Genomic DNA, 24,802 nt, shown 5'->3' with positions numbered 1-24,802 from the left:
GGCCGTCTTTCCCCCTAAATCCTAAACCCGGTTTCGTCCAGCTGGATTGCGATTCGCGCCGGGATCGCCGACTCTCAGCCTTTCACCGGGGCGATTCGTGGCGACATATCTGGACACGCTCAATGCGGAGCAGCGCCGCGCCGTCGAGCATGGCGTGGCGGAAGGCGCGACCGTGGGCGCCCCCCTGCTCGTCATTGCCGGCGCCGGCTCCGGCAAGACCAACACGCTCGCCCACCGTGTCGCGCATCTGATCGTCGCCGGCGCCGATCCGCGCCGCATCCTGTTGATGACATTCTCCCGCCGCGCCGCGGCCGAGATGGCCGGCCGCGTCGAACGCATCGCCCGAAAAGTGCTGGGCGAGAACAACGCCGCGATCATGCGCGATGCGCTCACCTGGGCCGGCACCTTCCACGGCATCGGCGCGCGCCTCCTGCGCGAATATGCCGAGCGCATCGGCCTCGACCCCGCCTTCACCATCCACGATCGCGAGGACTCCGCGGACCTGATGAACCTGGTCCGGCACGAGCGCGGCCTCTCGAAAACGGAGAGCCGTTTTCCGGCCAAGGGCACGTGCCTTTCGATCTACTCGCGCTGCATCAACGCCGAGATGGAGATCGAGAAGGTTTTGGGGGCGCACTATCCCTGGTGCACGGGCTGGTCGGCCGAGCTGAAAGGCCTGTTCGCGGCCTATGTCGAGGCCAAGCAAGCCCAGCATGTGCTCGATTACGACGATCTCCTGCTCTACTGGTCGCAGATCATGAGCGATGCGCTGATCGCGGAAGAAATCGGCGGCCGCTTCGATCACGTGCTGGTCGACGAATACCAGGACACCAACCGCCTGCAATCTTCCATCCTGCTGGCGCTGAAGCCCGACGGACACGGGCTCACCGTGGTCGGCGACGATGCCCAGTCGATCTATTCGTTCCGCGCCGCCACAGTGCGCAACATCCTGGATTTTCCGCAGAGCTTTTCGCCGCGTGCGGAAATGATCACGCTCGACCGCAACTACCGCTCGACGCAAGCAGTGCTGGCGGCGGCCAACGGCGTCATCGGCCTCGCGCGCGAGCGCTTCACCAAGAATCTGTGGACCGACCGCGCCTCGTCGCACAAGCCGCAGCTCGTCACCGTGCATGACGAGGCCGATCAGGCCCGTTACATCGTCGAACAAGTGCTGGCCAATCGCGAGCAAGGCGCGCTGCTCAAGCACCAGGCGGTGCTGTTCCGGACCTCCTCGCATTCGGGCCCGCTTGAGATCGAGCTGACCCGCCGCAACATCCCCTTCGTCAAGTTCGGCGGACTGAAATTCCTCGATGCAGCCCACGTCAAGGACGTGCTGGCGCTGCTGCGTTTCGCCGAGAATCCGCGCGACCGGGTCGCGGGTTTCCGCATCCTGCATCTGTTGCCGGGCATCGGACCCGCCACCGCGCAGCGCGTGCTGGACCAGATGGCCGAGAGCACCGATCCGCTCACCGCGCTCGGCCAGCTCCCGGCGCCTGCTCGTGCCGGTGCAGATTGGACCGACTTCGTCCGTACGACCCAGAATTTGCGCTATTCGGAATGGCCGACCGATCTCGAACGCGTGCGACTCTGGTACGAGCCGCATCTCGACCGCATCCACGAGGATGCCGAGACGCGGCGCGCCGATTTGATGCAGCTCGAGCAGATCGCGAGCGGCTACGGCTCGCGCGAGAAATTTTTGACCGAGCTCACGCTCGATCCGCCCAATGCAACCAGCGACAAATCCGGTCCGCCGTTGCGCGACGAGGACTACCTGATCCTCTCCACCATCCATTCCGCCAAGGGCCAGGAGTGGAAGTCGGTGTTCGTGCTCAACGTCGTCGACGGCTGCATGCCCTCCGATCTCGGCGCCGGCACCACCGCCGAGCTCGAAGAGGAGCGCCGCCTGCTCTATGTCGCAATGACGCGCGCCAAGGACGATCTCCACCTCGTCGTGCCACAGCGCTTCTTCGTCCACGGCCAGGCCGCCAAGGGCGACCGCCACGTCTACGCCTCGCGCACCCGCTTCATCCCGGAGCAGCTGGTCTATCTGTTCGAGCGCACCGGCTGGCCGAAGGCCGCAGCGGGTGCGGCGCGCACCGCGGCGCAGGGGCCGAAGATCGACATCGGGGCGAAGATGCGCGGGATGTGGCGGTAGGTTCGGGCCCGATTGAACAAACGGAAACTGAGCATTTCCGAAAGCCGCCTTGTGGCGGTGCGGCTGTTCATTAAGTGTCGTCCATCTTCCCGCAGAGACTTCATTCGATGACCGCACCGCTCGAATTCGGACTGGATACCTTTGGCGACGTCACCAAGGACGCCTCCGGCGCGATGCTTTCGCATGCGCAGGTGATCCGCAACGTCGTCGACGAAGCCGTGCTGGCCGATGAGCTCGCTCTCGACTTCATCGGTCTCGGCGAACATCACCGCGCCGACTTCGCGATCTCCTCGCCCGAGACCGTGCTCGGAGCCATCGCGGCGCGCACCAGGCGCATCCATCTCGGTTCGGCCGTGACAGTGCTGAGCTCGGACGATCCGATCCGCGTGTTCCAGCGCTTTGCCACGTTGGATGCCCTCTCGAACGGGCGCGCCGAGGTCATCCTCGGCCGCGGCTCGTTCACCGAATCCTTTCCACTGTTCGGCTTCGACCTGCGCAAATACGAAGAGCTGTTCGAAGAAAAGCTCGACCTGTTCACGGCACTGCTGTCGCAAACGCCGGTGACATGGGAAGGCAAGCTGCGTCCGCCACTGCGCGATCAATTGGTCTATCCGCCAATCGAGAACGGCACGCTGAAAACCTGGATCGGCGTCGCCGGCAGTCCGCAATCGGTGGTGCGTGCCGCGCATTACGGCCTGCCCTTGATGCTCGCGATCATCGGCGGCGATCCCGCGCGCTTTGCACCTTACGTCGATCTCTATCATCGCGCGTTCAAGGAGTTCGGTCGCCCGGCGCAGCCGATCGGCGTGCATTCGCCCGGCTATGTCGCCGAGACTGACGCACAGGCGCGCGAGGAGCTATGGCCAGACTACAAGGCAATGCGTGACCGCATCGGCAAGGAACGCGGCTGGCCGCCGATGGGTCGCGACGAGTTCGTGAACGAGGCCGAGCACGGCTCGCTCTATGTCGGCGCGCCGGAAACGGTCGCACGCAAGATCGCCAAGACGGCAAAGGCGCTCGGCATCTCGCGCTTCCAGTTGAAATATTCGGCAGGTCCATTGGCGCACGAGAAGCTGATGCGCAGCATCGAGCTTTATGGGCGCAAGGTGGTGCCGATGGTGCGGGAGTTGATCGGGTAAAGTCTGCCTTCGGTCTAGGACGTCGCGCCCTGCTTCATCAGCCCGAGCCTGCTTGCGCCGACATAGAGCGAGAGCACGGCGGCGTTCGAGACGTTGAGACTCTTGATCTCGCCGGGCATGTCGAGCCGCGCCACGACGCTGCAGGTCTCGCGGGTCAACTGCCTGAGGCCCTTGCCTTCGGCGCCGAGCACCAGCGCCAGCGGCTCACGCAGTGCGACGTCGCCGAGATCCTCAGTGCCTTCGCTGTCGAGCCCGACGGTCTGAAAGCCGCGCTCGTTCAGCGCGGTGAGCGCGCGAGCGAGGTTTTGCACGGTGATGAGCGGCACGAGCTCGAGCGCACCGGAGGCTGCCTTCGCGAGCACGCCGGTTGCTTCCGGACTGTGACGCGCGGTGGTGACGATCGCCTTCACCGCAAAGGCCGCGGCGGAGCGCAAGATCGCGCCGACATTGTGTGGATCGGTGATCTGGTCGAGCACCAGCACCATGCCTTCCTGCTTCAGTGTCTCGATGTCGGGCGAAGGCAGAGGATCGGCTTCCGCGAGCAGACCCTGATGCACGGCGTCGGGCGACAGCAGACGGTCGATCTCCTGGGGCCGCACGATCTCCGGCGCGACGGGGGTCGCGATGTTTTCGTCGGCAAGCCGCCTTGCGGCGTTCTCGGTCAGCGTCAGCTTGCGGATTCGCCGCCGAGGGTTGGCAAGCGCCATCGTGACGGTGTGCCAGCCATACAGGATAACGGGCCCGTCGGAGTGCGAATCGCGGTCGCGCCAAGCTGGCCGGCCGGCGGACTTCCCGGGCCTGTTGAAGGGCTTAGCCCCGCCGCGAGCCCCCTTGGGGCCAAATTTTCGATCCTTCATGGGCTCGCTTGTGTCACGGGCGCGGGAATATGGCAATTTGGCTGCCTTTGGGCGCGGTTTTAGCTGTTCGCCTCGGTTGACTTTGCCCCACTGCATCGCTCATAAACGCGCCCGGTCGCGCCCCGATCCGGGTTGTCGCGGCCTTCACGTTCCATGGCCGTCTTCGGTCCGCCGGCAAGGTCCGGCCCGATTGTGCTGCCGTCGAGCGGGGGAGTGTCCCGAGTGGCAAAGGGAGCTGACTGTAAATCAGCCGCCTCATGGCTTCGCAGGTTCGAGTCCTGCCTCCCCCACCACGCTTCACCCTTCAGGCTACGCATGGCGCAGCCACGTGATCCCGAAGGGTGAAGCGTGGTGTCCGGCGAAGCCCGTAGGGCGAAGACGGACTGAGGCGAACGCAAGCTTCGGCTTGGCAAGCCAACACAGAACAAGTTCACGCCACAAAAAGCAAAACGCCCGTCCGCATCACGCGAACGGGCGTCTCGTTGGCAGCTAGTCAGAGATCAGTAGTAACGGCGCAGCACGCGGTGGCCGCCGTAATAGTACGGCGCGGGCAAGCGACGGGCGTAGCCATAGCGCGGACCGTAGCCGTAGTGCACGCGCGGCAGATAGCCGTGGCGCGGGCCGTAGCCGTAGCGATACGGCCGATAGTACGGACGACGATAGGGATAGGCGTCCGGAGCTGCGACCGCGGCGGCGCGATAGCCATAGCCGTAGCCATAATTGGCGGGGGCAACGACCGCGTCTTCACGGTAGGTCGGATACGGCGCGAACGCGCCCGGGCCGGTGTAGGTCGGCCCCTGGTTGACGTAGTAATATTGCGTGGTCGGCTCGACGAGGCGCTCATAGGCGCCATAACCGTATCCATAACCGCCGCAACCGGTGTTGCAGCCGGAATAGACCGGCGCGACCGGCTGGCACGGATTGAAGCCGCACGCCGCGGCCGGCGCGGCCCCCACGAACATCGCGGCAGCCGCGGCGACCAGTCCCGAAATTATCTGACGCATTACTCTCTCCTGTTAATCTTCGTTTGTTGGATTTTGACGTTTCTTAACCGGGCGGCTTGCCGGCCCCCTCGGCATGCGGCCGCGGCCGACGATGCTGCGGATTCACATTGATCTCCGGCGCGAGGATCACCGGCGGGGGATCGATGGGCACGTCCATCTGCGGCGGCAGCGGCGCCGATTGCGCGCCCCAGCTCTGGTGGTAGCTCTCGGCCGGTTTCGGCAATCTGCGGTTCGCGGGCGGCTCGACCTCGAGCCGGCCGTAGCCGGGCCGCAGGCCCAACGTCGGATAATAATGGCCAACGTCGTCGGGCTGCCGCTCGGCGATATAACGCCCGCCATAGATCGTCGGCTGCACCTGCTGGTTCTTGCCGAGGCCCCAGACGCCCTCGACAACGCTATAGGATGCGTCGATGTTGTTGATGATGATCGGCACGCCCGGACGGCCGGGAACGACAATATCGAAGCCGCCGCCGGCAAGCGCCGTCGCGGGCAGTCCGATCAGAAAAGCGGCGAGCGCCACAGCGCGCATGAGAGGACCCCATTTATCCGGCGACAACCTATCCGATCGCAACGCCGAGAGGGTTAAGGCCCGCTCACCAATTTCCGGTAAGCCTAATGTGCAAGGATTGCGCGCTGCTCAAATGCTGCAAAGCGGACTAGTGAAGCGTTAACGGCGCTGAGCTCACCGACAGGAACCACGCCGAATGCTCACATCTGTTTGACCGTCCAGCCACGAGAATCGACTGGTTTCACCGGAACGTCCGGCGTGCTCGATATTTAGCCCCCGTTCAATCACAACGGGAGCCAACAATCATGAATGTCAAAGTCCTCGGCGCCGTCGCGATCGCAACCACCACTCTCGCGGGCTCCGCGATGGCACAGGCGGTGATCAATAATCCTGCCCGCTGCTCGGCCCAGTTCCCCAATGCCAACTGCCAGAACCTCGGACCGGGAAACCCGTACACCGATCGGGGCTATCGCCATCGTCGCATGTCCTATCGGCAGACCAACAGCGGCGACTGGAATAACGACTGGAACAGGAGCCGCACCGGCTTTTGGCCGACCGATGTCGCCGCGGGCGTAGCCGGTGCCGCGATCGGTACCGCGGGGGCGATCGCAACCGCTCCGTTCCGCGCCTGGGACAATTCCTACGCCTACGACAATTCGTGGGACAATCGCCGCTGGGACACCCGCACCTATGCCCAGCGTAACGGCTTCGTCTGCACGCCCGGCACCTTGTTCAAGGGCGAAGATGGCCGCCGGCACATGTGCCAATAAACGGGACTCATATCGAACGGCACAACAGGCGGCCCGCTGGGCCGCCTGATTCATGTGTCGCGACGACGATCGCGGTTCTGGCTCTTTCCGGCCAAGTCTGATATTGCGGCGCGCACGGGTGGACGGCTCCCGGCATCTGCCGGCCCCTTCCCCAAGTGTCGCCGGCTTAGCTCAGCGGTAGAGCAGCGGTTTTGTAATGCGCAGAGGCGCGTGACGGGCCGTACTGCTCTCTCTGTTTTCGTTGGAAATTTCAGCCTGCGAGCGCGATCGCTGTACGTCTCATAACATCGCGTATCGGGAAGTTTGTGGCCAACATTGGGGCCAAGACTCTCCGCCTCAGCGCGATAGTTCGCTGCCATCTCGAGCAGACCCGCGCGCGCGAGCAGCAGCGGACTCTCCGCCGCCAAATCCCGGCTGATGCGCTCCATGCGCGCGCGCTGTCGATGTCGTGCTGATCCGGCCCCATGCCGGATCAGGCTCCGGCAGCCAGACGGCCCTCCAAAGTCGCCGCCGAAATTTCTAGGAACTTATGTTGGCGGAGACGGAGCCGGAGACTAAATGAGGCGGGCAATAAATCGAAAGGACGATCGATGACGGACGTGGCTGAATTGAAGGCCGGGACAGAGGACGAGCTCGCAGAGGCGCTTGAAGGGCTGTCCCCTGGGCAAGCGGGCTCTATCACGTTCAAGGAAGCCCAATGGCTGTTCTCCGGCCTCGACGAGGGAGATGAGACTGCGCTAAGCGAATTCGATACGGCGGGCCTTGAGGAGCTTGGACGCTTCGCCGCAGACTACGGTTGCGCACCGCGGCGCGATGGGGACGTCGTGGTTTTCACCAAGAAGGACCATTGACGTCGGACCCGTGGAGATCAAGCCGGAGGAACCCGGAACCCGGCCTTCCTGTTTTAGTCTCCATGCCAAAAGAGATTGCAATAGCACTCTGGTCATTAGCGGCCGCCTGCGTGGTCGCATTCAGCGTGGCTGCGCTCGTGGCGCCCCACTAGGATCCGCTGGCAGGAGTGAAAGGTTGAGTAGGGCCTGGTTTGTATGGCTTCGCGGCCCCCGCGGTCCGACGCCTCAGATTTGGCGAGATCAAGTTGACGTTTACCGCAGCCGATCTGGAGCACAGATCCTCGGCTTGCGCGAGCTCACCGACGTCGAGGCGGGTGAGCCGCTTGGCCATCTGGCCAGAAAGTATCCGCTCCCGCCGCAAGCGGACGAATGACCGGGCGCCGTTGGCCTGCTTTACACACCCACGACGCGCAGTAGCTCGCGCGCGCACCGAGGCCCAAGGGATTGATCATTTGACTCTCGCCGGCGCCGCGCTTGGATGGTGGGATGCCCCGCCATGCCCGCCGCCACACGCCTACTCACGCCGACGGTCGACCGCTCAAGATCACCTTCGGCCAGATGCGTGGCATGGGCGTGCGCGGCGTCCTGGTCTACTGCCATTGCGGCCGTCACGTTGCCCTGGATGCCGATCGCTGGGCCGATGAGGTGCGGCTATCTGATCTCGAGCCGCGCTTCGTCTGCGCAGGTTGCGCCAGCCGCGGCGCCGACGTCCGGCCTGACTTCGATCGCGGCAACCCGCAGCTTGCAATCATGGGCTTGCAATCATGGGCTATCGAAACGCGCGATAGCCGGCCAAAAAAACGGCTCCAGCTAAAGGCGGCGGCTGGGGCCGTTGGACGCTCCGGCACCAAGGGGCTTTGAACCGGAGCACAGCACCAATCCGACCGATTGCCGCGAGTTCCCGTGCTGGAGGAGAGCGCCAACGAGCCGCGAGAACCGACCCACCGCCAAACGCGCGTCAGACGATGGGCCGTCCCGGGTGGATGTCGCGACACTTGGAGGATCGCGCCACAGACCGAAAATTCAATTCTCTCAGCTGGAGAGTCGTTCCCTTGCAGATTCTCTCCGGCGTGCCTAGGAGCCGCCAACTGAGGAAGCCTTACTCATGGGTCTCGCGCCACATCTGCTGGCCACACTGGCATCTATAGATGCGCACGGTGCCGCCAGTTCGGGGATTCAGGAGTTTTTGCAGCAGTGGGGGGTTGACTGCACAGCGGTCACACTTGATCTGACTGTCTGTGGGAGAAGGCAGGTTTCGCGCCGACTGGAGGGACATAGCTCTCGCTCCGAACCAAGGCGGGAGCGCTGTGATGTCTCTCGGCCACCGATAGCTGCCATTAAGGGATCGCGCGGTGATGCAATACCTGTACGCCTACAATCCGGTCCTGGCTATAGGAAAGCGCCAAATTGGGCCACCCCCAAAATCAAATTAGGCCGCTGAGGCCGGAAACAGGCCGGCGCCTCGGCCTCTGTCGGAACGTTCTGGCAACAAAGAACAGGCCCGCCAGCGTGAACCGGCGGGCCTCGTCACTACCGCCTCACCGTCGGCGATGCATCCTAAGCCGCTGCCGGTCACGCTTCGGTTCGGCGCCGGCGTTTCATGTGATGCGCCCCTCCTTGTAGCCGGCAAGGTAGGTGGAGAGCAGCGCCTCGAGCATCTCTCTTGTGTGATAGACGGCGAAAGCCAATTGCTCGTCGAAGGTGTCGTCAGCAACATCCGACATGAGCCGCGCGGAAATGCCCGCCATTCGGACACAATCGAGCAGAGGTCCCTCCATCGCGCGGAATGACTCTGCTTGGTGCTTGTCCCAAAGAGCGCGTTGGCCAGCTTGCGGGAATTGGCTGAGGTTGCTCATTGGTCCGCCCCCGCACCATGCTTCACGGCGAGCTCGAACAACTCCGCCAGGAGGAGCCGAGCGGCCTCCACGCCTTCCCAAAGGATGGCGCGCTCGTCGAGGTAGCGATCGACCCGGAGCGCCTCGCCTCGCCGAATTTTGCCCGCCACGGTGACGGCGTTTGAAATCCTGTTGCAGGGGCGCCTGAGCGGATTGCGCCCCCGCCAGCCGCGCTGGCGCTTCGTGACGGTGAACTCGACAGGGCGAACGTTTTCGAGCGGCAGAGCGCGTGCTGCTCGCAGCGTGGACAGGTCGATGACGTTGGACATGATGGTGCTCTTCGGAGAAGGCTTTCGACAGCCTACGCCATGGGACAGCCATGGCAGCCGGGGGGTCGAAACCAGCCGAAGAGACTGGTCGGACGCTTTTAGGCTTGCGCCTTGGACAGAGCAGTCCGCCCCCGGCCCTTGCCAAGAGCGCCGCTCTGAGGCAAAGAGATCGGGTTCGGAGCCGCGCCGCCAAGCGCGTCCGTTGAGCCGCAAGGCTCATTCAGCCGCCGCCCAACGCTGCCAGGCGTCAGGGCAATTCCTGCCAGGGAATTTCGACGGCGATATCTTCGGTCCGGGTTTCGACACCCATCGGACAGTCCACCATGATTTGGTGAATTTTGTCTATCCCCTTTCGGGGCGCTTCGGCGCGCCGGTACCCTGGGAATTTTCCCAGGGCTGGCGCAACTCTCAGTCCCAGAGCCCACGGCTGACAGTGTCGCCTCTCGTCCCCGAGCCGTCGTCGAACAATGCCTCGTCAAGGGAGAGCAGCGGACTATCACCGAACTTGCGGTACTTGGTCGCGAAGGCCTGGTTGTGGGCAGAAATGTAAACGCGAATGCGGTTCTTAACGTCCTCGCGCTTTAGGGCACCGGCCAGCAGATCCTCGAAAATCATGCTCACAATGTCGTCTCTTTCCGAGAGACTCGCCGGCAGCATCGCGCGGATTTTGTAGTAGTCGTTCTGCTCCTCGCGCACGACCGAGTTTCTGACGCGCTGCCACCGCAGCAATTGCCCGCGTTTGGCATTGTCCTTTGTCCTTTCGTAAACAAAGCGATCGAACGCAGGATCTTCGCGTCGGGCGCGTTTAAGAGCGTGGTGCGCAAGCAGCCGTGTTGGCCGGCCGGCTGCTGTCAAAGAACTGATCGTCGCTCCTCGCTCGATTTCAGCCTTCACCTTCACAAGCACCTCTGGCTTAACCAAACCACCTTCCTTGTACCGGAGGGAATGACACTTGTTGCACTTCCGAATAACGCTACCCTTGTCGAAGTTCAGGCGCTGATAGAGGGCAAAGGGGTGACCGAATTTGCAATGCGTCTTGATCCTGTTGTGTGCTCCCTTGCCGAGGCTCGCGTTCGTCTTCGAAATGCGCCACGCCTCTGCACCCCATTCAGGGTGAAGCTCGCAATGTTTTTTGAACCGCGCGTAGCTCACGATCGCCGGGCCAAAGTCCTTCATTCCCGACGTGAGCTTTCGGACGGTGCTACCAGCCTTCAGCCTCGTCATGATTTCAGCGGCCAAGTCGGCGGGCATCCCCGGCGGCATATTGCGCCACTTCAATTCAGCGGCGCGGTGAAGATCGGAGCGAGATAACTGGACGCCTGCCATGATCGCCTCCACAAAACGCACTATTGCGCTGTGGAAGGGCGCGCCTGAGTCGGGGCGGCGCAATGGCCGTGAGACCAAAAATCTGTGTGCGAGGGCATTGCGTTTGCTCGCGCGCTCCGGTTGAATTTGATTCTATGGGTACAACTGATCAGCTAGACCGCATCATTGATGGATTTCCCACTTCGCGGGCTCACGTTAAGTGGACGATCTTGGTCGCCGCAGTCGCAACGGCTTTCGGATACGGCGCTGCGTATTTCTATTTCACCGGACGAATCTCTACTCTCGAAGAACGCCTTAAGCTGGCGCAGGAAAGCAAGGGCACGTATCAGGTCAGAATTGCGGAGGTCACCAGAGACAATCCCTACCGAATTGGGCCGACGGATGATCTCGTCCAAGTCAACCTCAGCGAGGAGGTCTCGCCGGTCATTTTGCTCCCGTCCGGTTTTCTCAAGGGAAAAACTGTTTCCATCAAGGACAAGAAGGGGGACTCCGACAAGCGGGCGGTCATAATCAAAGCCGAAGGCGGTTCGATCGATGGATCTCCAGATTGGCGCATCGAAAGTTCTTTCGCCTCGGTGAGTTTCGTTTGGGACGGCAACAATTGGTCGGCGTACTAGGCAAGGTCCATCGCGCTCGTGGTCCGCGGATGACCTTATTGCGAGATGGCCAGTTCTTCGATTCTCCCTCAGCCAAGAAGTCAGTAGAGCTCTACAACGCCATCAAGGCCACCTATGAAATTCCGGCTCATTTTCGAAGGCGCAATTCCGCCGCGCCCACGCGCAACTCTTCGGGAGATACATGACATCCGGCTGAAGCTCGCGCCACAACTGGAAGCGCTCTGGACTTTCGAGCCTCTTGCTCGTGAAAAGAAGGACTGGCTTCGGCACCCCGGCTCGCAGCCCGGTGACTACGCGATCTTGGAACAGCGTGGCACCTCAATATTTGCTCCCCTCATATCAAAGCGCAACGACTTGCAATGCGAATTGGACGTCACATTCTTGCGGCAACAAGCGCCTGGACAGCTCATCGGTGATGGAGGAGACATAGACAATCGCGTGAAGACGTTTCTCGACGCACTGTCCGTTCCGCCTCCCGCGCAAGCGGACTTCTTTTCCACTACACCCGGACCATGCCGCCCCGTATACTGTCTTCTCCAGGATGACGGGCTTGTGATCAAGTTAAGCGTCGAGACCGACAGACTGCTGCGTCCAGCTGTCGATAGGTACGATCTTCTCGCGATCCTCCACGTCACTGTTCGAGCAAGCAGAGTCACCTTCGGAACGCTTGGCCTCCTAGGATAATCATTTCGTCGGTGCGGCGCGGCGATCGGACCTACGGTATTATCCTAAACTCTTCCACGAAGAGCTTTTCCGGGTGAGGCAGCTTCACGGTGAGCCATTCTCGCCCAAGGTCCCTGTGCGGTGTCAGAACGATCCTTGCTTCCGATTGAGCAGCAAAATGCCGATCCTTCCGGAAGGCCGACGGAGCAGGTGCTAAACCCGCGGAGTGATGATGCTCATCGGCATCGTAGGCGACAGACCCTGAACTGACCGACGCAAAAAACCATCTCGTAGGTTCGCCGCCAAACTCGACAATGGTGCTTCGGTAAAAAATCCGATGCGCTAGCAGTTCTAGCGGGAGGAGAATGCGGACAGCCGCATCGTATGGTTCTTCGGCATCTCTGCACATAGCTTGAACCAGCTGATCGCGTTCGCCTTGAGACACACAAAAGATGAAGCGGTCGGCGCCCCGAAATTTGATTCGCGCTCCTCCACTAAAAATGACTTTTCCGCCATCGCTTGCCTTGACTATCTGTCCAAAACCCGGGGGTGTCCAAGGGTCTGACACCGTCTCACCCGGTTTGCTCGCAACCACCGCGCCGCTGGCCGCTACAGTAGTGGTTGCCTCGTTGGGATCTCCTATCCAGCGTCCGCCCTCCCAAGCGCGGAAATAGGATAGAGTCGAAATTCTGATCGTGCCGTGGATAAGTATATTGTCCAGATGCGCGGACTTGAGAAACTTAAATAGCTGGGGTGCCATCGATTCCTAACCGATGTTTTTGCGATAAGGCAGCCCTCCTATCCGACTCGGCGGACCGAGTCGATTACCCACGGAACTGCAGGTGCTGCAGCCCCCTCAGTTGTTCGCCACGATGCGCCAGAAGTTGCCCGCCCTATTGAAGCCTAACAGCCGTTATCGTGCTGTCTTTGGACTGACCTGATGCGTTGAACTTTATGGCTCCCGTCGTGGTGCTCAGATCCTGGCAGTCGATTCTCAAATTGCCGGCCGGAGAGACTGCCACGGCAGACAGGGAGATGGTCGTTCTTGCCGGGGATGCCGCCGCCGTCGCTGCATTTGCACTCGCCAGTACAGTGATCCCATCTGTCAGACGGCAATTGAACTGATCTGCCGATCCAGCCACAAGCGTGACGGTGCCGCTCGCGAACCAAGTTCCTGCGGTCCCCTGCGCTACGGAAGGACCGACAAAGTATGACCCCGTATTGTTCAGAGCGACGTCGGTCCCAAGCGAGTTCATTAGGGTCGAATTCGTCGGGGTGGCAAAAATCTGTGTCCCGCCTGACACGCCAGCGTAGCCTTGCAACATATTGTCGCCGAACGAGCCAAGATCAAAATAAACTTTAGTGCTCGAGTTATTGGCCACAATGTTGCGGCCGGTCCGGGATGAGGTACCGAAGAAGCGATTGGCCGAGATGGTGATATTACCGGCGAAGGTGGCGTCGGTGGTGATAAGATCGGTAGTGGTCAGGCCGCCGACGAAACCGCGGTTGCCGGTGAAGGACAGGCCACCGCCGTTTGGAGAGCCAATAGCTGTCGGATTGAAGGATGCAGCGTATGAGCCGCCAGCCTCAAGAACACTTCCGGTGAACCCACAATTGCCGTAGGTGTTCGGTGAAGCCATGATATCGATAAGGCAAAGGTAGCCGTTATTGACAACAGTGTTGAGTACCTCGCCGCCGCTAACCGAGACCGTGCCGCCCGAGGTCCAGATGTTGATCCCACGCTTCTCACCTGTAATGGCCGCCGCAGAGCAAGTGTTGCCCGAAGTCGATAGGCTATAAACCCCCGCACCACCAAGCGCGCCTGAAGTTTGGCCGGTGATATAAGTACCGGCGACGATACCGGTGCCCGAGATAGCGTCGTACTGATCAAAGTAGCTGTTTGCGCCGGGGCTGGAGATCGTGATGGTGTTGGTCGTGCAGGTGCCGGTGCCCGTAAGCGCCCAGTTGCCTGACGAATGAGGATCAACGATGTTGGTGAAATTCGAAGCGTTCACCACCGCGTTGGAGGAATATACCCTGATGCCTTGAGCGACATTGTAGAAGAACCCTTTCGAGATATTGATCTCGGAAATGGGTAACGTCGACTGCGTTGGGTCGCCGATCTGGATTGCCCTACGACAGTTAGCAAATTGTGAAAACCCGATGTTCTGAAATTGTGCAGACAATCCTACACCAGAAGACCATATCTTAAGACCGGCACCAATGTATGCATTGCTGTTACAGCTAATGGTGACGTTGCCGTCTACTGTAGTGCCCGTCAAATTTTTGAGTTCCAGGACCGCGTTAAACGTTCCAGAAGACGGCCCTACCAAACCACCACGTCCGACGATGCAGAGGTTGCTAGCCCCACCGAGACCAGTGCCGTCGATGGTGATCGTGCTAGTGGTCGTGTATGTGCCGTTGAATTGAAAGCATCTCCCGCTGAAAATCGCATCATTGATTGCTTGGGTGATGTTGGTGGTGGTGCACCCGCCCGAGTAATCCTCGCAAGAGACCGGGATTTTTCGGAGCTGCGTTTTAATAGATTGTACAGACGGCGAAGCGTTGATTGGCGTGAAGCGAAATTCTTGCGGCTCTGCCCATACTGCGCCACCGCTGAAAACTGTATTCGCGGTTGCGCCTGTGCCGCTGCCCATCTGCGAGACAGAGATGTTGCCGGTGAGGCTCGAGAACGACGGCTGCGTGCAGCCAGGCACCCCGGCTACGATCGCCGAGATCCATTGGTTTGAAGAGCATGCGACGGAATAGACGCCAGCCAGACCGAGATAGGTCCGCGCGGCTGATGCCGAATATTCACCCACCTTTCCGTTGTTGTCGTAGAGGATCTGCCCGTTCGCGCCGCCGTTGATAGGCGTCGAGTTGATCGTCCACGGCAGCGAGGTGAACGGGATGGCTTGCGCCGGTCCGGTGCCGGTGCCGACCCCGATGCGGCCGATCACGCTGTTGTTTGGCACAGTCGGATAGGTCTGGGCAGAGGCGGAGGAAAGACTTGCGATGAAAGCAACGGCGAGCGCGAGACTGCGGACCTGGCGAGAGAACATCGGACCAACCTTGAGGCGTGGCTCGATCCGTTCGAGCGCCGAAGGTCGTTAGCGACCTGTCCAAGTCGGAGCTGTTTACGGAGACAGCTCAATCCGAAACGCGGCTTCCGGTGCGCGCTACCTACTCGACGGGAAGTGACTCGGCCTTGAGCAGATTTTGAAACTGCCCGTCATCAAGACCAGCAAGGCTGCGGAGCGTGGCGCACACCTTGCGCCAGCGCTCGTTCTGATCTCTCAGACGCCGGGCCGTTGCGCGCACCGTCTTGATCTCGCGCTTCAGTCCGATAATTGCGCTTTCTTGCTCGCTCATTGACGCCTTGCGAATTGTTGGCCGGGGATCTCCCCGCGTCCCGGCCGCCGCGGATGAAAGGGCATCCGGACCCCTTGGAGCTCTAAAGCTTCACGTCGACCCCGGCGGTCGCGACCCACGGTGCGGTCTCGATGAAGAGACGAAAGGCATTGAGCGCGTTCAGCGCGTCCTTTTTCGTCCAGCCCGCGCCGTCGAGGATGCGAAGCTCGATGCCGGCGCCCGCGCTCGATGCCGTGCCGGTGATGAAGTCGTTCTGCTTGAAGCCCGTCACGCCGCGGTTCAAAGCGATGAAATGGTCGGCCAATTGCCTCTCCTATCCGTTAGAACGGTCTCTCATACTTTGCGAACGCAGCGTCATACGCCCGCTGCAAACTGGGATTGAGCGCAGCGAACACATCGAATTTCTGTGCAAAGACGTCGAGTGCGTTCGGTCGCCCTTCCAACCAAGCTTCCGCGCCTCTTCGGACAGTTCGATCCCCTTGGCCTCCATTGGCTCCACGATGGCGATTACCTCAGGGGTCAGCCATGTGTCGGTCATCTTCTCCAGATGCTGCAGGAATTCGAGCCGCATCTCAGCCGGCAACTTCCCCTGTAAGCAGCGCTTCGTGAGGCTCGCCATAACCAGCGTGTAGCGATGACCGTACGACATCACTCAGCCGCCTCATGCTCGATGACCTTCGGCGACGGCAGCGCGACCATAAACCTTGTCGACAGTTCCTCGATCCGCTCCATGACGCGGGCGGTATCGGCTGACGAGACCGTCACCTCGCCTTCCACTTTCACAAGCGCAGTCGATTGAACTGGTGAAACGCGGTCCATGATGAGGCCAAGGACGCGGCCAAAGTCCTTGTGCTTGTCGTTATCGAGTACCTTGCGCATAGCGCGGACGGCGCGGGGCCCCAGCGTAACCAGGTATTGACGGGAGATCTCGGCGACCGCGGCTTCGACCTTCGGATCGGATCCAAGCTGATGGGCAATCGAGTGTAGGCTGGCTTGAGAGCTCGCCTGATAACCGGCAGCCTTCGCCGCGAATGTCAGGCTTCCGTGCGACCTCGGCGCATCGAACAGCGCAAGCACAAACCGACGCTGCTTCTCCGTAAGTGCGGAGAACGCTGGGCCGATCTGAATGTCGCTGGTCGACTGTGTCACCCGAGAATTCCCATTCCACTCAGCGCGACACCAGCCGGCGAATAGTTTGCCGCCTGGGCCTCCCGTTGTCGCTTGCGGCGAGTTTCTTCTGTCTGCTCAGAAGCCTGCTGTTGAAGCACGCCGCCGCCAAAATCCCCGGTGAGACCACCCAGTGATCGTCCAGCCGAAGACAAGCTAGCAAATACTCCGTTCATGCCGCGGCACCTTTGATCGGGCTCGAAAGTATGACGTTCAATAACGTCATCTCACGCCGAGCCTCACCATCTCCGCTAACATAGCGTTTTGCGAAATCGTGATTTGCCATAAGTCTGGCCTTCGTTTCAGTCGCGGCAGCATGTTCCTCAGCACTGACAGCTTCGCCAGTGAGAACCTGTCGGATCACCGCGGTGTCCCGGACACCGGCCTCCCGAAGCATCTCGGCGGCACCAACTGCAGCGAGATGGCCGCTGGGCTGAATGCCGTCGAAGAGCTCGCCGGCAATGGCCATTTCCGTCTGCGGGTCTGCATTGCCCTTCTGGATGACCGCCTCTAGATCGCTCAGCTCCTTCGCGTGCCGCGGGCTGCCAGAGAGGTATTCATCGCGCCACTTGGGATCAGCCGTCAGTTGGGCTTTCCGCGCCAGAGCGGCTGCCTCAGTTTCCGGGATGACCGGAGCCGGCGGCGGCGCAGGAGCAGCTGGAGGTGCCGGCGTCGCGTTGGCGACGATCATGTCACCCAAAGTAAGTGAACCTTCGCCCCATTGGCTCATGCCGCTTCTCCTTGCTCGTCGGCGTCGTCATCATCGTAGTCGCCACGCTCGAGCGCTGCGATTTCTTCTCGCGCGATGCCTTGAAGCTGGTGGAGCACCCGATCGTTATGGTAGGCGAGCGGCAGCCCCCCTTTGCGCGGGTGCGCACAGCGGCCAACGCCGGGCGCGATCATGCATTCGGTCTCGCTGCATCCATCGCAGCAGTCGAGGGCACTGAGCCCTATCATCAGGTCATCAGGATCCGCGTTTCGCAGCATCTCGACCCGCTCCCTCGCCACCTTTTGGTCGAGCTCGCTCGCCTGCTTGGCCGCGGCCGACTTCACCACGAGGTCAGATTTCGCGGCCGCAAGAGCCGCTTCATGCTCGGCATACACCTTCGCGGCGCCTGGCTGCCTTTCGGCGAGCGCGAGCGCCAATCCTGGCGTTTTCGCCTCAAGCCCTGAGAGCGTCGCCTCGATTTGCTTGATTTGCGCGAGAATGGCCGGCGCACGGGGTGGAATTTTCGGGGGAATGCTCACGCAGCGCTCCGCTGTTCACCGGCGCGCTTGGCGAAGCTTTCCTGCAACATCACTCGCACCAGGCTCGACAACGAACGGTCGGTCGCCTTCGCTTCTGCTTCCAGCTTGCGGCGAAGATCCTCAGGCACACGGACCGGAATTGAGTGCACGTCGCTCATCGCGTCATCCTTTCGTTTGACGGATGATCGTCGTGTTTGTCGTTTTCACAAACGCCCATTTGGGCGGCAACGGCCTCACACGGCAGGAAAGCGAGTTGAAGCGCTCCGCAAAGTTTCTCGATCGTCACCGCCGTCGGTCGGCGATCTCCGCAAGCCAATTTGGAAAAGTAGCCCTCCCCCAGATGTGCGCGCTCATCGACCTCTCGATGGCTCAGACCTAGAGATCGAGCGCGCTCGACGAACAGATGAACGAGGCCGGCCACGGTGTGGATCGGCTCAGCCATACATCACTCGCGATGACACGATGTGACACGGAGTGTGGTGGCCCAAGGCCGCGAAAAAGAACCAGCACGTAAATTATTGCACGCGGGGACTTTCCCTGCCCCACCCCCCTCGATCCTAGATTTCATCGAGGGAAACCATGGGTATTTGACCTGTCGAGGCATGGCAGCGGTTAGGCTATCCGTTGACCTGCTCCTCGCAATGCTCGGCAAGCCATTGATAAGACTCGCATGGCTGGCACGTCGACCAGGCGCTGGCCCAGACCTTGGCCCAATCACCTGGCTGGCTTCAGTCCGAATGACGCTGCTCAAGGCGTCGAGGTCGGGCGCGATAGGCAATGGTGAATTATCGCGATTTTGAGAACTGAAGTTTGCAGAGGGATGAACGAGCTCAATCCCCCCTCTCCGTACACATCCGGACCGGACACCGGACAAACGGACATCCCTATAGGGATATGTCCGTGTCTGTCCGGGTTGGATGTCGCCGGACAATGTCATCATGTCCGGGCAATGTCCGGGCTTGTCCGGGCTTAGACCAACCACACGTGATCCCCATGTTTTCCAATGAGTTGTCTTTCGTGGAGCGTCTTGGCAGCCCGGACAAAGGCCTTCTGTTTGGATGTCTGGCTAGCGTCCTGAGAGAACATTCTGGCGTAGCAGTCGGCACGCCACGCTTCTTCCCGAATTGTCCGGACTCCCGTGGGAATGGCGGGATGGCTGGAGATCTCGCCGCCGCTCGCGAGAGCGTCTTGCAGGAGACGCAAAGCGATGCCTGCCTGGCCATAGACGGCGCCCTTGCTCGCCGGCGCGGTGCTGTCGGCTGTGACCACGACACACGACGTGATGTCGTCGCCGGTATCGTCCCGGCCCACGGTCACCGCTTCCAGTGAGCTGATGATCTCGTCACCTTCCGGTCCGTCCTTCATGAACTCGACCTTGGCAACTATGTTTTTTGCGGCGTCCCGTTTGACCGAGATCTGGGCGTCTGCTGCACCGGTAAGGGAGGTGTGGCCGCGAGGGCGGTCACCGTCGACCCCGCAGTGATGGATCACGATCACGACGCACTGGAAGCGATCGCGGATCATGTCGGCGGTCCGGATGTAGGCCGTCATATCCTCCGGAGTATTCTCGCTGCCGGCGATGGACCGGTTCAGCGTGTCGAGCACCACCACGCCTGGGTGCACCTCGGGAAATTCATCCTCGATCGCCTTGAGCACGGCTGCTCCGTCCTGGGGTAGCACCACGCGATTGCCGGACAAATAGAACGGGATGTCATCCACATCATGCTGTTTCCGGAAGGCCTCCACACGGGCGCCAAAACCCTCCTGCCCTTCAAAGGCGAAGTAGACAACGTCGCGCTGCTTCACTCGCCTGCCGCGGTATTCCCAGTCGGCGGCGATGTGGCAGACGAGATCGAACACCCAGAAGCTTTTGCCGCATTTCGGCGGACCCCAAACTACTACAAGCCCCATGTTTGGAATGAGGCCTTTCACCAGGTAGCGTTGAGCTGTCGAGAGAATGATCTCGCGGAATCTGGTGAATGTGATCCCCGGTTTGGCTGCGGATTGCTGACGTTTTGGCCGCACGCCCCCGTCGGCCACGGCACGTAGGGCAGCTGCGCCGCCGTTTAGATGGATGGAATTGGCGTCCGACTTCATCCGTGTGCTCCCGGTCGGACGAGCCTTGCTTCAAAGCCCTTCGCCTCGAGCCGGGCGGCCAGCTCGATACTGTTTTTCTCCCCGACGGGATCGGCATCTACAAAGATGGTCACCGCCTCGACATAGGCGGGGACATGTTCGGCCATCGCTGGCAGTCGTCCTGCGGTGCCAGCAGCCCACGCACCCAAGCCTGTTGCTGCATGCACGCTGAGCGCGTCCTCGATGCCCTCGCAGATCGCAAGGCCGCCGCCGTCGTTCACGGGCGCAAGCCATATCGGCAGCGTGTTGCCGACCCCGATCGTGAGCTTGTCAGCCTCAGTGCCGGCCTTGCCCGTTCCGTCAGCTTTTAGCTTGGTCACGTGGACGCCGCGGATTGCGAGATCGTAGATCGCAAGTTCACCGGGCAACGTTTCGACGGCCGCCCCAAATGCAGCAATCATTGCCGGTGGGTGATCTCCCCGAGACGGCAGGAAGCCGAGGGTGGCGTGAAGATCGCCCTGGTAGCCGCGGCACCGTCGTAGGTAGGTCTCTGCAATTGATCCTATGATTGGTTCGCGCTGGGACCACAGCCATTGCGCCTTGCGCCGGCTCTTGATCGCCTCTTCAAGTTGGAGCTCGCGCGACTTAGCCCTAGCCTTCTCCAGGATTTCCGGATCGGCGCGCTCGCTGTTTCGACCGACGGAATATCCGCCCGCCTCGCAACGCGCGCATCTGAATGTCGCGAACTCAGGCTCCAAAAACCAGACGCGCAGAACGCGGCGCCGTCGGTTGACGGGAGCGCGACAGAGAGGACTACACAACGGACATGCGACGTCGTGACGGCCAATCCTGCCGTCAACCAAATTGGTTAGTTCCGAAAGAGACAGCGCCGGCTGCACGAGGGCTACTCGCCGAGCAGTTTCTCCAGCGCAAGACGCGGAACAAGCAAACGCCGGCCAATACGAACTGTCGGGATGTCGCCGCGGTTGGCTGCGGCGTAGGCGCTGACCTTGGAGAGACCAAGGATCTCGCACCCCGCTTCTTCCACAGAAAATGTCGATCGGCCGTCCCACTTGGGGTCAAAGATGGGGCTCCGGATCTTCCGAGCCGCGCGTCCCGGTGGCCGGGGTTGCCTGGAAGCGGAGGTCAATAGCGTCGTTTCATTCTGTTTGATCATGTCCTGTATCGCCCTGTTGACATAAAGGCACCCAAGTCGTAGGGTTACGCTTGTAGCCCTTAGAAGGCAGTATTACTGATTTTAAGGGACTACGCAACAGGGCCTAACATGAAGCAAAAGCAATTCAAGATTTCGCTCGATGATGCCTTGCGAGGCACGATCGACGCTGCGGCCCACGAGTCAGGTCGTTCAGCGGCGGAAGAAATCCGTGTTCGCCTCGATCGTTCGTTTCGCGAGGACGGCAGCAATCGCGATCCCGGCATCACTGCGCTCGCAAGGGATATTTCCGAGATCGTCGAGCAGTTGCTCGACCTCTGTTGGTGGAAACCCAAAGAACGTGGCGCATGGAAAGATGATCGCCACGTCCACGATGCCTTGAGGGTCGCGATTAACGAGTGGCTCGAGGCGACGCGTCCGGCCGATCACCATCCCTCAGCCGCGGCTGACGATCTATTCGACCCCCGCACGTTGGGGATGGCGGCTGTTACAGCATTCAAGCAGAAAAAGAAACAAAGGGCGGACCAGCACGCCGCAATGCAAGAGGCTCACGCCGCTGCCCTCAAAGATGTTGAAACGTCCCAGCGCAAACTCACGCGAATGATGAACAAGGCCCGGAAGGACATCGACAAAGAGGGTGGCAAAAAATGAGCAAGCGATCGTACGGCAACGGCAGCATACAGAAGCGCGGCGAAAACTCGTGGCGCCTTCGCTACTATGACGCGGAGCGCAAGCGCCAGGCGGTCACGTTCAGGGGTACGAAAACGCAGGCTGTTGACCGCCTTCGCAGCATTCTCGAAACAGTCAAGAAGCGCACACATGTGGCGCCTGCCAAAACCACGCTGCGGGAATGGGTGGCCGATTGGATCGCGCTGAAGGCCGCCGAGCGCCAGCATAAGACGGTTGCTCGTTACGAAGATCTCCTGAAAAAGCATGTCTTCCCGATTTTGGGTGATCGCCCTATCCAGCAGATCGAGGCGATCGAAATCAAGAAATTCTACGCTACCGGGATGCCGGATCTCGCACCGCGCACTCGGCATCACGTTGCAACCGTTTTGAAGGCCTGTCTTCAGGCGGCGGTGGACCTTAAGCTTGTCCAGATCAATCCGGCAGCGGCAATCAAGAAGCCGGTAGCGGCCGATTCTGATATCGGACAGGCGCTCGAGCAGGACAAGATCGTTACCTTAGTCGAGGGCTTTCGAGGTTCGACGCTGTTCGATCTCGTCTTCGTCATGTCCTTCACGGGTGTGCGACGTGGCGAAGCACTGGCGCTTCGTTGGTCCGACTTTGATCCTGACGCAAAGACACTCCGCATCGAGCGCGCCCTAGAATACACCAAGGCGCATGGGCTGCAGTTCAAGCCGCCGAAGAGCGAGCGTGGCAAACGAACGATCAAGCTCGACGATGGGCTCGTCGAGCACCTGCTCGAGATGCGCAAGGTTGCTCTTCAGGTCGCCGCCGGCGTGCCCGACGGGGAAAATGTCGACCTCAGCCTGATCCGTATTCCCACCGACTGGCTGATCTACCCTGCTCCCGACGGCGATATGCACGCGCCGCGGCATCCTGACAGCGTCACGAAGCAGTTTGTGAACCGCGCAGAGAAAATCCTTGGCTTCTCAATCCGCCTGCACGATCTACGCGTCTCGCATGGAACGTGGTTGCTCGACCAGGGAACACCGGTGCACGTCGTCGCGAAAAGACTGGGCCATGACCCTAGCGTTTTGCTGAAGGTCTACGCTAAAAGGACTCAGAAGGGCGATGAAGCGGCGGCCGACACAATCGGTCAGCTCACTCGGGCGCTATCTTCGAAAGGGCCAAAATAGGGCCAACGTTCGCTGGATGTTCGCAAGGCATCGACGGCAACGTCCTGAAAATAAAGCCAAATGCCGGCTTAGCTCAGCGGTAGAGCAGCGGTTTTGTAAACCGAAGGTCGGGGGTTCAATCCCCTCAGCCGGCACCAGCGTTTACAATCGTTTAGCAACGAAATGTAGCCCGACTTTTATCTCATACCCGGAGCAGATAGGCGCTAGGGATACATGGGGCTACATTAGAGTGGATCGAGCCTATTCGGATTGGCACGCCTCGCCGGCTCAGGTTAAATCAAGTCCTGGCCGTATTTCGCCCCGCTCAATCGAGGAGGCAGGCCAGGAAATCCAGAAGACATACTCGACAGGAAGGAACCCGCTGAAGGCGACTGGCTCTGAACCGCGTCCTGCTGTGGCACAGCTATCTGGTGTCCCAATGGAGCCTCGATAGGTCCGAACGGCGCGACGGAATCGGTTCGCTAAACCGGACGTGATGCCGATCTTCGGCAAATCTGCCATCGCGGACATTTGGTGGTTCGGATGCTCATCTTACCCCCCACCGTTCGGCTCAGTAGCCCGTCCTGTGCCGCTTCCCACCCGCGGCAGATCAAAGCGATCTAGCTTCCGTCCCGGGCTTCCGATCCAGGTAGGCGAGCGCGGCCTTGAGCTGCGCATCCTCTGGCTTGCCGATGAGCTCCACCTTGCCAGTACGGTCAGTGGACTTCTGAGCCTGTCACAAACGTCATCGCGCATCGGAAAACCGGGCTGAGCTCGCGACGCACATCCTGCCTAGAGCCTTGCCAAGGCGGGATTCGGTGACTTGGTTGACCTTCCGCGTCGGGTTTCGGCAAACTTGACCGTTCCTGCGTTGGGGGTCGAGGTCCGCGAGCCCATCGATGCGGCCCTAAAGGTCATAGAAGAGTACGCGAACGACCTCCGCGAGATCATCAAGAAACTCGGTCGACGTCCCAAGAAAGCAAAGTCGGTATTGACCAATAGCAAGACGCGAACACAGCGGAGTGCATTGCCCGCCGCCTCAAATGGGGCCTGCGTTCACGAAGGCGACGACGCCGTCGCGGCCTTCGGCGTACGATTCCACGCGGGACCGTCGTCCATGACATGATCGGCGCCCGGAGCGGGCCGCCCAACCGCGGCTTGATCAACATCGAAGGGACGGCTTGCCGACGCGCGCCATCATCGAGGATCGTGTCGTCATCCTTCTGGCCGGCCCGTCGGCGGAGCGCACGACCTGGGTGGGCGAGTCCACCGGCGGAGGTGGCGAGGAGATCCTGACGACGGAAGAGAGTAGCGTCTGGATGCGCGGTCCTTGGGATGAGGAAGGCGCTGCAGCGGCCCTTGCCGGACGGCACTCTGAAGGTCGTCACCGGCGAGAAGGAAGACCCAGCGCTGCCTGCGTAGCTGCTTCCACAGTCCGTCGGAACAGGATTGTCCCGACAGGAGCGATCTCGATGCTAATGACGAAGGAAGGGCGACCAACTATCCGAACACGGGGGCGGCTGGGCGATCTCCGTGCTGCAAGAAGCGGGCGCCACCCGCGAGTGCGAGGAGCACGGCTGGATGCAGGACATCGACCCGCACGTCCGCGATCGCGCTCTTCAGAGCGCCTGCGAAGGCACGCGGCCTGGTTGCTCCCCGCAAGCCGCCGCGGTCGCGATCGCGGAGGTGCTGGATGCGATCGGCGACACCCGCCCGGCGACACTTGCCCGGAGTGCCCGCCCCGACCCGACCAAATCGCCGGAACGTCGCCAGGCCCGAGCCGGCCGCGCGCCCTACCCGCCCGGATGCGTGTCAATCGGCGTTCGACTGGGACCCCCTATCGGCATCCAAAAGGGACCCCTTTGATCGGCGTGCTCTGCTGGGAGCGCTCGGGTCGTCGGAGCTGGTC

At 61.1% G+C, this 24,802-nt stretch carries 26 protein-coding genes and 2 tRNA genes; 10 read left to right on the top strand and 18 right to left on the bottom strand.

Annotation, left to right across the window (positions count from 1 at the left end; all coding sequences use genetic code 11):
• The first annotated feature begins 97 nt into the window (after positions 1–97).
• Both IVB12_RS09790 and IVB12_RS09785 read left to right on the top strand, forming a co-directional pair.
• A complete protein-coding gene (locus IVB12_RS09790) occupies positions 98–2,155 on the top strand; it encodes an ATP-dependent helicase (protein ID WP_247298193.1) in 2,058 nt (685 codons plus the stop codon).
• Between the two features lie 107 nt (positions 2,156–2,262).
• Positions 2,263–3,294 (top strand): LLM class flavin-dependent oxidoreductase, encoded by a 1,032-nt coding sequence (locus IVB12_RS09785; RefSeq protein ID WP_247298191.1) that lies wholly within the window; start codon positions 2,263–2,265, stop codon positions 3,292–3,294.
• Between the two features lie 14 nt (positions 3,295–3,308).
• Here the strand turns inward: IVB12_RS09785 and rlmB are convergent, their stop codons facing one another.
• Complete coding sequence (gene rlmB / locus IVB12_RS09780) at positions 3,309–4,151, bottom strand: 23S rRNA (guanosine(2251)-2'-O)-methyltransferase RlmB (RefSeq protein WP_247298188.1); 843 nt, start codon at positions 4,149–4,151, stop codon at positions 3,309–3,311.
• Positions 4,152–4,358: 207 nt separating this feature from the next.
• Here rlmB and IVB12_RS09775 point away from each other — a divergent pair.
• Positions 4,359–4,444 (top strand) — tRNA-Tyr (locus IVB12_RS09775).
• A 207-nt stretch (positions 4,445–4,651) separates the two neighbouring features.
• Here the strand turns inward: IVB12_RS09775 and IVB12_RS09770 are convergent.
• Together IVB12_RS09770 and IVB12_RS09765 are read right to left on the bottom strand one after the other, a co-directional pair.
• A complete protein-coding gene (locus tag IVB12_RS09770; protein WP_247298185.1) occupies positions 4,652–5,155 on the bottom strand; it encodes a hypothetical protein in 504 nt (167 codons plus the stop codon).
• A 43-nt stretch (positions 5,156–5,198) separates the two neighbouring features.
• Positions 5,199–5,684 carry a hypothetical protein gene (locus tag IVB12_RS09765; RefSeq protein WP_247280933.1) on the bottom strand — a complete coding sequence of 162 codons (486 nt, stop codon included), beginning with the start codon at positions 5,682–5,684 and terminating at the stop codon, positions 5,199–5,201.
• A gap of 284 nt (positions 5,685–5,968) precedes the next feature.
• On the opposite strand from IVB12_RS09765, the gene IVB12_RS09760 reads away from it, so the two are divergent.
• The 3 genes from IVB12_RS09760 to IVB12_RS38365 all read left to right on the top strand — a co-directional run bounded on the left by IVB12_RS09760 (position 5,969) and on the right by IVB12_RS38365 (position 8,145).
• Entirely contained in the window at positions 5,969–6,433 is a 465-nt protein-coding gene (locus IVB12_RS09760) for a hypothetical protein (protein ID WP_247298182.1), read from the top strand.
• A 590-nt stretch (positions 6,434–7,023) separates the two neighbouring features.
• Positions 7,024–7,284, top strand: coding sequence for a hypothetical protein (locus IVB12_RS09755; protein ID WP_247298178.1), 261 nt, complete (start codon positions 7,024–7,026; stop codon positions 7,282–7,284).
• A 486-nt stretch (positions 7,285–7,770) separates the two neighbouring features.
• Positions 7,771–8,145: a hypothetical protein gene (locus IVB12_RS38365; protein ID WP_346657753.1), complete on the top strand. Its 375-nt coding sequence runs from the start codon at positions 7,771–7,773 to the stop codon at positions 8,143–8,145.
• Positions 8,146–8,882: 737 nt separating this feature from the next.
• Here the strand turns inward: IVB12_RS38365 and IVB12_RS09745 are convergent.
• From IVB12_RS09745 to IVB12_RS09735, 3 genes are all read right to left on the bottom strand, one after another.
• Complete coding sequence (locus tag IVB12_RS09745) at positions 8,883–9,140, bottom strand: hypothetical protein (protein WP_247298175.1); 258 nt, start codon at positions 9,138–9,140, stop codon at positions 8,883–8,885.
• Positions 9,137–9,448, bottom strand: a complete 312-nt coding sequence (locus IVB12_RS09740) for a hypothetical protein (protein WP_247298173.1) — start codon at positions 9,446–9,448, stop codon at positions 9,137–9,139. Before IVB12_RS09740 ends, IVB12_RS09745 begins: the two co-directional genes overlap by 4 nt.
• Positions 9,449–9,856: 408 nt before the next feature.
• Positions 9,857–10,774: a hypothetical protein gene (locus tag IVB12_RS09735; RefSeq protein WP_247298171.1), complete on the bottom strand. Its 918-nt coding sequence runs from the start codon at positions 10,772–10,774 to the stop codon at positions 9,857–9,859.
• A gap of 209 nt (positions 10,775–10,983) precedes the next feature.
• Here IVB12_RS09735 and IVB12_RS09730 point away from each other — a divergent pair, with 209 nt between their 5' ends.
• Positions 10,984–11,391: a hypothetical protein gene (locus IVB12_RS09730; RefSeq protein WP_247298167.1), complete on the top strand. Its 408-nt coding sequence runs from the start codon at positions 10,984–10,986 to the stop codon at positions 11,389–11,391.
• Positions 11,392–12,106: 715 nt separating this feature from the next.
• Here IVB12_RS09730 and IVB12_RS09725 read toward each other — a convergent pair.
• From IVB12_RS09725 to IVB12_RS09670, 12 genes are all read right to left on the bottom strand, one after another.
• A complete protein-coding gene (locus tag IVB12_RS09725) occupies positions 12,107–12,814 on the bottom strand; it encodes a hypothetical protein (RefSeq protein WP_247298165.1) in 708 nt (235 codons plus the stop codon).
• Between the two features lie 133 nt (positions 12,815–12,947).
• Positions 12,948–15,116 carry a hypothetical protein gene (locus IVB12_RS09720; protein ID WP_247298162.1) on the bottom strand — a complete coding sequence of 723 codons (2,169 nt, stop codon included), beginning with the start codon at positions 15,114–15,116 and terminating at the stop codon, positions 12,948–12,950.
• A gap of 121 nt (positions 15,117–15,237) precedes the next feature.
• Positions 15,238–15,426 carry a hypothetical protein gene (locus tag IVB12_RS09715; protein ID WP_247298159.1) on the bottom strand — a complete coding sequence of 63 codons (189 nt, stop codon included), beginning with the start codon at positions 15,424–15,426 and terminating at the stop codon, positions 15,238–15,240.
• A gap of 82 nt (positions 15,427–15,508) precedes the next feature.
• Entirely contained in the window at positions 15,509–15,730 is a 222-nt protein-coding gene (locus tag IVB12_RS09710; RefSeq protein ID WP_247298156.1) for a hypothetical protein, read from the bottom strand.
• 344 nt (positions 15,731–16,074) lie between these two features.
• The gene (locus IVB12_RS09705; RefSeq protein ID WP_247298154.1) at positions 16,075–16,575 is read right to left on the bottom strand and encodes a hypothetical protein; all 501 of its coding nucleotides are present in this window, start codon (positions 16,573–16,575) and stop codon (positions 16,075–16,077) included.
• A 190-nt stretch (positions 16,576–16,765) separates the two neighbouring features.
• Positions 16,766–17,323 carry a hypothetical protein gene (locus tag IVB12_RS09700; protein WP_247298152.1) on the bottom strand — a complete coding sequence of 186 codons (558 nt, stop codon included), beginning with the start codon at positions 17,321–17,323 and terminating at the stop codon, positions 16,766–16,768.
• Complete coding sequence (locus tag IVB12_RS09695; RefSeq protein WP_247298150.1) at positions 17,320–17,739, bottom strand: hypothetical protein; 420 nt, start codon at positions 17,737–17,739, stop codon at positions 17,320–17,322. Before IVB12_RS09695 ends, IVB12_RS09700 begins: the two co-directional genes overlap by 4 nt.
• 98 nt (positions 17,740–17,837) lie before the next feature.
• Complete coding sequence (locus IVB12_RS09690) at positions 17,838–17,999, bottom strand: Arc family DNA-binding protein (RefSeq protein WP_247298148.1); 162 nt, start codon at positions 17,997–17,999, stop codon at positions 17,838–17,840.
• Complete coding sequence (locus tag IVB12_RS09685) at positions 17,996–18,283, bottom strand: helix-turn-helix transcriptional regulator (RefSeq protein WP_247298146.1); 288 nt, start codon at positions 18,281–18,283, stop codon at positions 17,996–17,998. Before IVB12_RS09685 ends, IVB12_RS09690 begins: the two co-directional genes overlap by 4 nt.
• Before the next feature lie 527 nt (positions 18,284–18,810).
• Positions 18,811–19,938 carry an AAA family ATPase gene (locus IVB12_RS09680; protein ID WP_247298144.1) on the bottom strand — a complete coding sequence of 376 codons (1,128 nt, stop codon included), beginning with the start codon at positions 19,936–19,938 and terminating at the stop codon, positions 18,811–18,813.
• Entirely contained in the window at positions 19,935–20,675 is a 741-nt protein-coding gene (locus IVB12_RS09675) for a toprim domain-containing protein (RefSeq protein WP_247298143.1), read from the bottom strand. Before IVB12_RS09675 ends, IVB12_RS09680 begins: the two co-directional genes overlap by 4 nt.
• A 146-nt stretch (positions 20,676–20,821) precedes the next feature.
• A complete protein-coding gene (locus IVB12_RS09670; protein ID WP_247298141.1) occupies positions 20,822–21,094 on the bottom strand; it encodes a helix-turn-helix domain-containing protein in 273 nt (90 codons plus the stop codon).
• A 108-nt stretch (positions 21,095–21,202) separates the two neighbouring features.
• Between IVB12_RS09670 and IVB12_RS09665 the strand changes: the two genes are divergently transcribed.
• The 3 genes from IVB12_RS09665 to IVB12_RS09655 all read left to right on the top strand — a co-directional run bounded on the left by IVB12_RS09665 (position 21,203) and on the right by IVB12_RS09655 (position 23,051).
• Positions 21,203–21,742 carry a hypothetical protein gene (locus IVB12_RS09665; protein WP_247298139.1) on the top strand — a complete coding sequence of 180 codons (540 nt, stop codon included), beginning with the start codon at positions 21,203–21,205 and terminating at the stop codon, positions 21,740–21,742.
• Positions 21,739–22,914, top strand: coding sequence for a site-specific integrase (locus tag IVB12_RS09660; RefSeq protein ID WP_247298137.1), 1,176 nt, complete (start codon positions 21,739–21,741; stop codon positions 22,912–22,914). Before IVB12_RS09665 ends, IVB12_RS09660 begins: the two co-directional genes overlap by 4 nt.
• Positions 22,915–22,976: 62 nt before the next feature.
• A tRNA-Thr gene (locus IVB12_RS09655) sits at positions 22,977–23,051 on the top strand.
• Positions 23,052–24,802: the final 1,751 nt, after the last annotated feature.

This window comes from Bradyrhizobium sp. 179 (genome assembly GCF_023073535.1).
Lineage (GTDB): Bacteria > Pseudomonadota > Alphaproteobacteria > Rhizobiales > Xanthobacteraceae > Bradyrhizobium.
The sequence above is the reverse complement of the archived record's forward strand: the minus strand, read 5'-3'. Positions and strand labels throughout refer to the sequence as shown.

Excerpts from the sequence above, each read along its gene's own strand:
- IVB12_RS09785 (WP_247298191.1), top strand. The coding sequence starts at position 2,263 with ATGACCGCACCGCTCGAATTCGGACTGGATACCTTTGGCGACGTCACC.
- rlmB (WP_247298188.1), bottom strand. The coding sequence starts at position 4,151 with ATGAAGGATCGAAAATTTGGCCCCAAGGGGGCTCGCGGCGGGGCTAAG.
- IVB12_RS09770 (WP_247298185.1), bottom strand. The coding sequence starts at position 5,155 with ATGCGTCAGATAATTTCGGGACTGGTCGCCGCGGCTGCCGCGATGTTC.
- IVB12_RS09765 (WP_247280933.1), bottom strand. The coding sequence starts at position 5,684 with ATGCGCGCTGTGGCGCTCGCCGCTTTTCTGATCGGACTGCCCGCGACG.
- IVB12_RS09760 (WP_247298182.1), top strand. The coding sequence starts at position 5,969 with ATGAATGTCAAAGTCCTCGGCGCCGTCGCGATCGCAACCACCACTCTC.
- IVB12_RS09755 (WP_247298178.1), top strand. The coding sequence starts at position 7,024 with ATGACGGACGTGGCTGAATTGAAGGCCGGGACAGAGGACGAGCTCGCA.
- IVB12_RS38365 (WP_346657753.1), top strand. The coding sequence starts at position 7,771 with ATGCCCCGCCATGCCCGCCGCCACACGCCTACTCACGCCGACGGTCGA.
- IVB12_RS09745 (WP_247298175.1), bottom strand. The coding sequence starts at position 9,140 with ATGAGCAACCTCAGCCAATTCCCGCAAGCTGGCCAACGCGCTCTTTGG.
- IVB12_RS09740 (WP_247298173.1), bottom strand. The coding sequence starts at position 9,448 with ATGTCCAACGTCATCGACCTGTCCACGCTGCGAGCAGCACGCGCTCTG.
- IVB12_RS09735 (WP_247298171.1), bottom strand. The coding sequence starts at position 10,774 with ATGGCAGGCGTCCAGTTATCTCGCTCCGATCTTCACCGCGCCGCTGAA.
- IVB12_RS09725 (WP_247298165.1), bottom strand. The coding sequence starts at position 12,814 with ATGGCACCCCAGCTATTTAAGTTTCTCAAGTCCGCGCATCTGGACAAT.
- IVB12_RS09720 (WP_247298162.1), bottom strand. The coding sequence starts at position 15,116 with ATGTTCTCTCGCCAGGTCCGCAGTCTCGCGCTCGCCGTTGCTTTCATC.
- IVB12_RS09715 (WP_247298159.1), bottom strand. The coding sequence starts at position 15,426 with ATGAGCGAGCAAGAAAGCGCAATTATCGGACTGAAGCGCGAGATCAAG.
- IVB12_RS09700 (WP_247298152.1), bottom strand. The coding sequence starts at position 17,323 with ATGAGCCAATGGGGCGAAGGTTCACTTACTTTGGGTGACATGATCGTC.
- IVB12_RS09690 (WP_247298148.1), bottom strand. The coding sequence starts at position 17,999 with ATGAGCGACGTGCACTCAATTCCGGTCCGTGTGCCTGAGGATCTTCGC.
- IVB12_RS09685 (WP_247298146.1), bottom strand. The coding sequence starts at position 18,283 with ATGGCTGAGCCGATCCACACCGTGGCCGGCCTCGTTCATCTGTTCGTC.
- IVB12_RS09680 (WP_247298144.1), bottom strand. The coding sequence starts at position 19,938 with ATGAAGTCGGACGCCAATTCCATCCATCTAAACGGCGGCGCAGCTGCC.
- IVB12_RS09670 (WP_247298141.1), bottom strand. The coding sequence starts at position 21,094 with ATGATCAAACAGAATGAAACGACGCTATTGACCTCCGCTTCCAGGCAA.
- IVB12_RS09665 (WP_247298139.1), top strand. The coding sequence starts at position 21,203 with ATGAAGCAAAAGCAATTCAAGATTTCGCTCGATGATGCCTTGCGAGGC.
- IVB12_RS09660 (WP_247298137.1), top strand. The coding sequence starts at position 21,739 with ATGAGCAAGCGATCGTACGGCAACGGCAGCATACAGAAGCGCGGCGAA.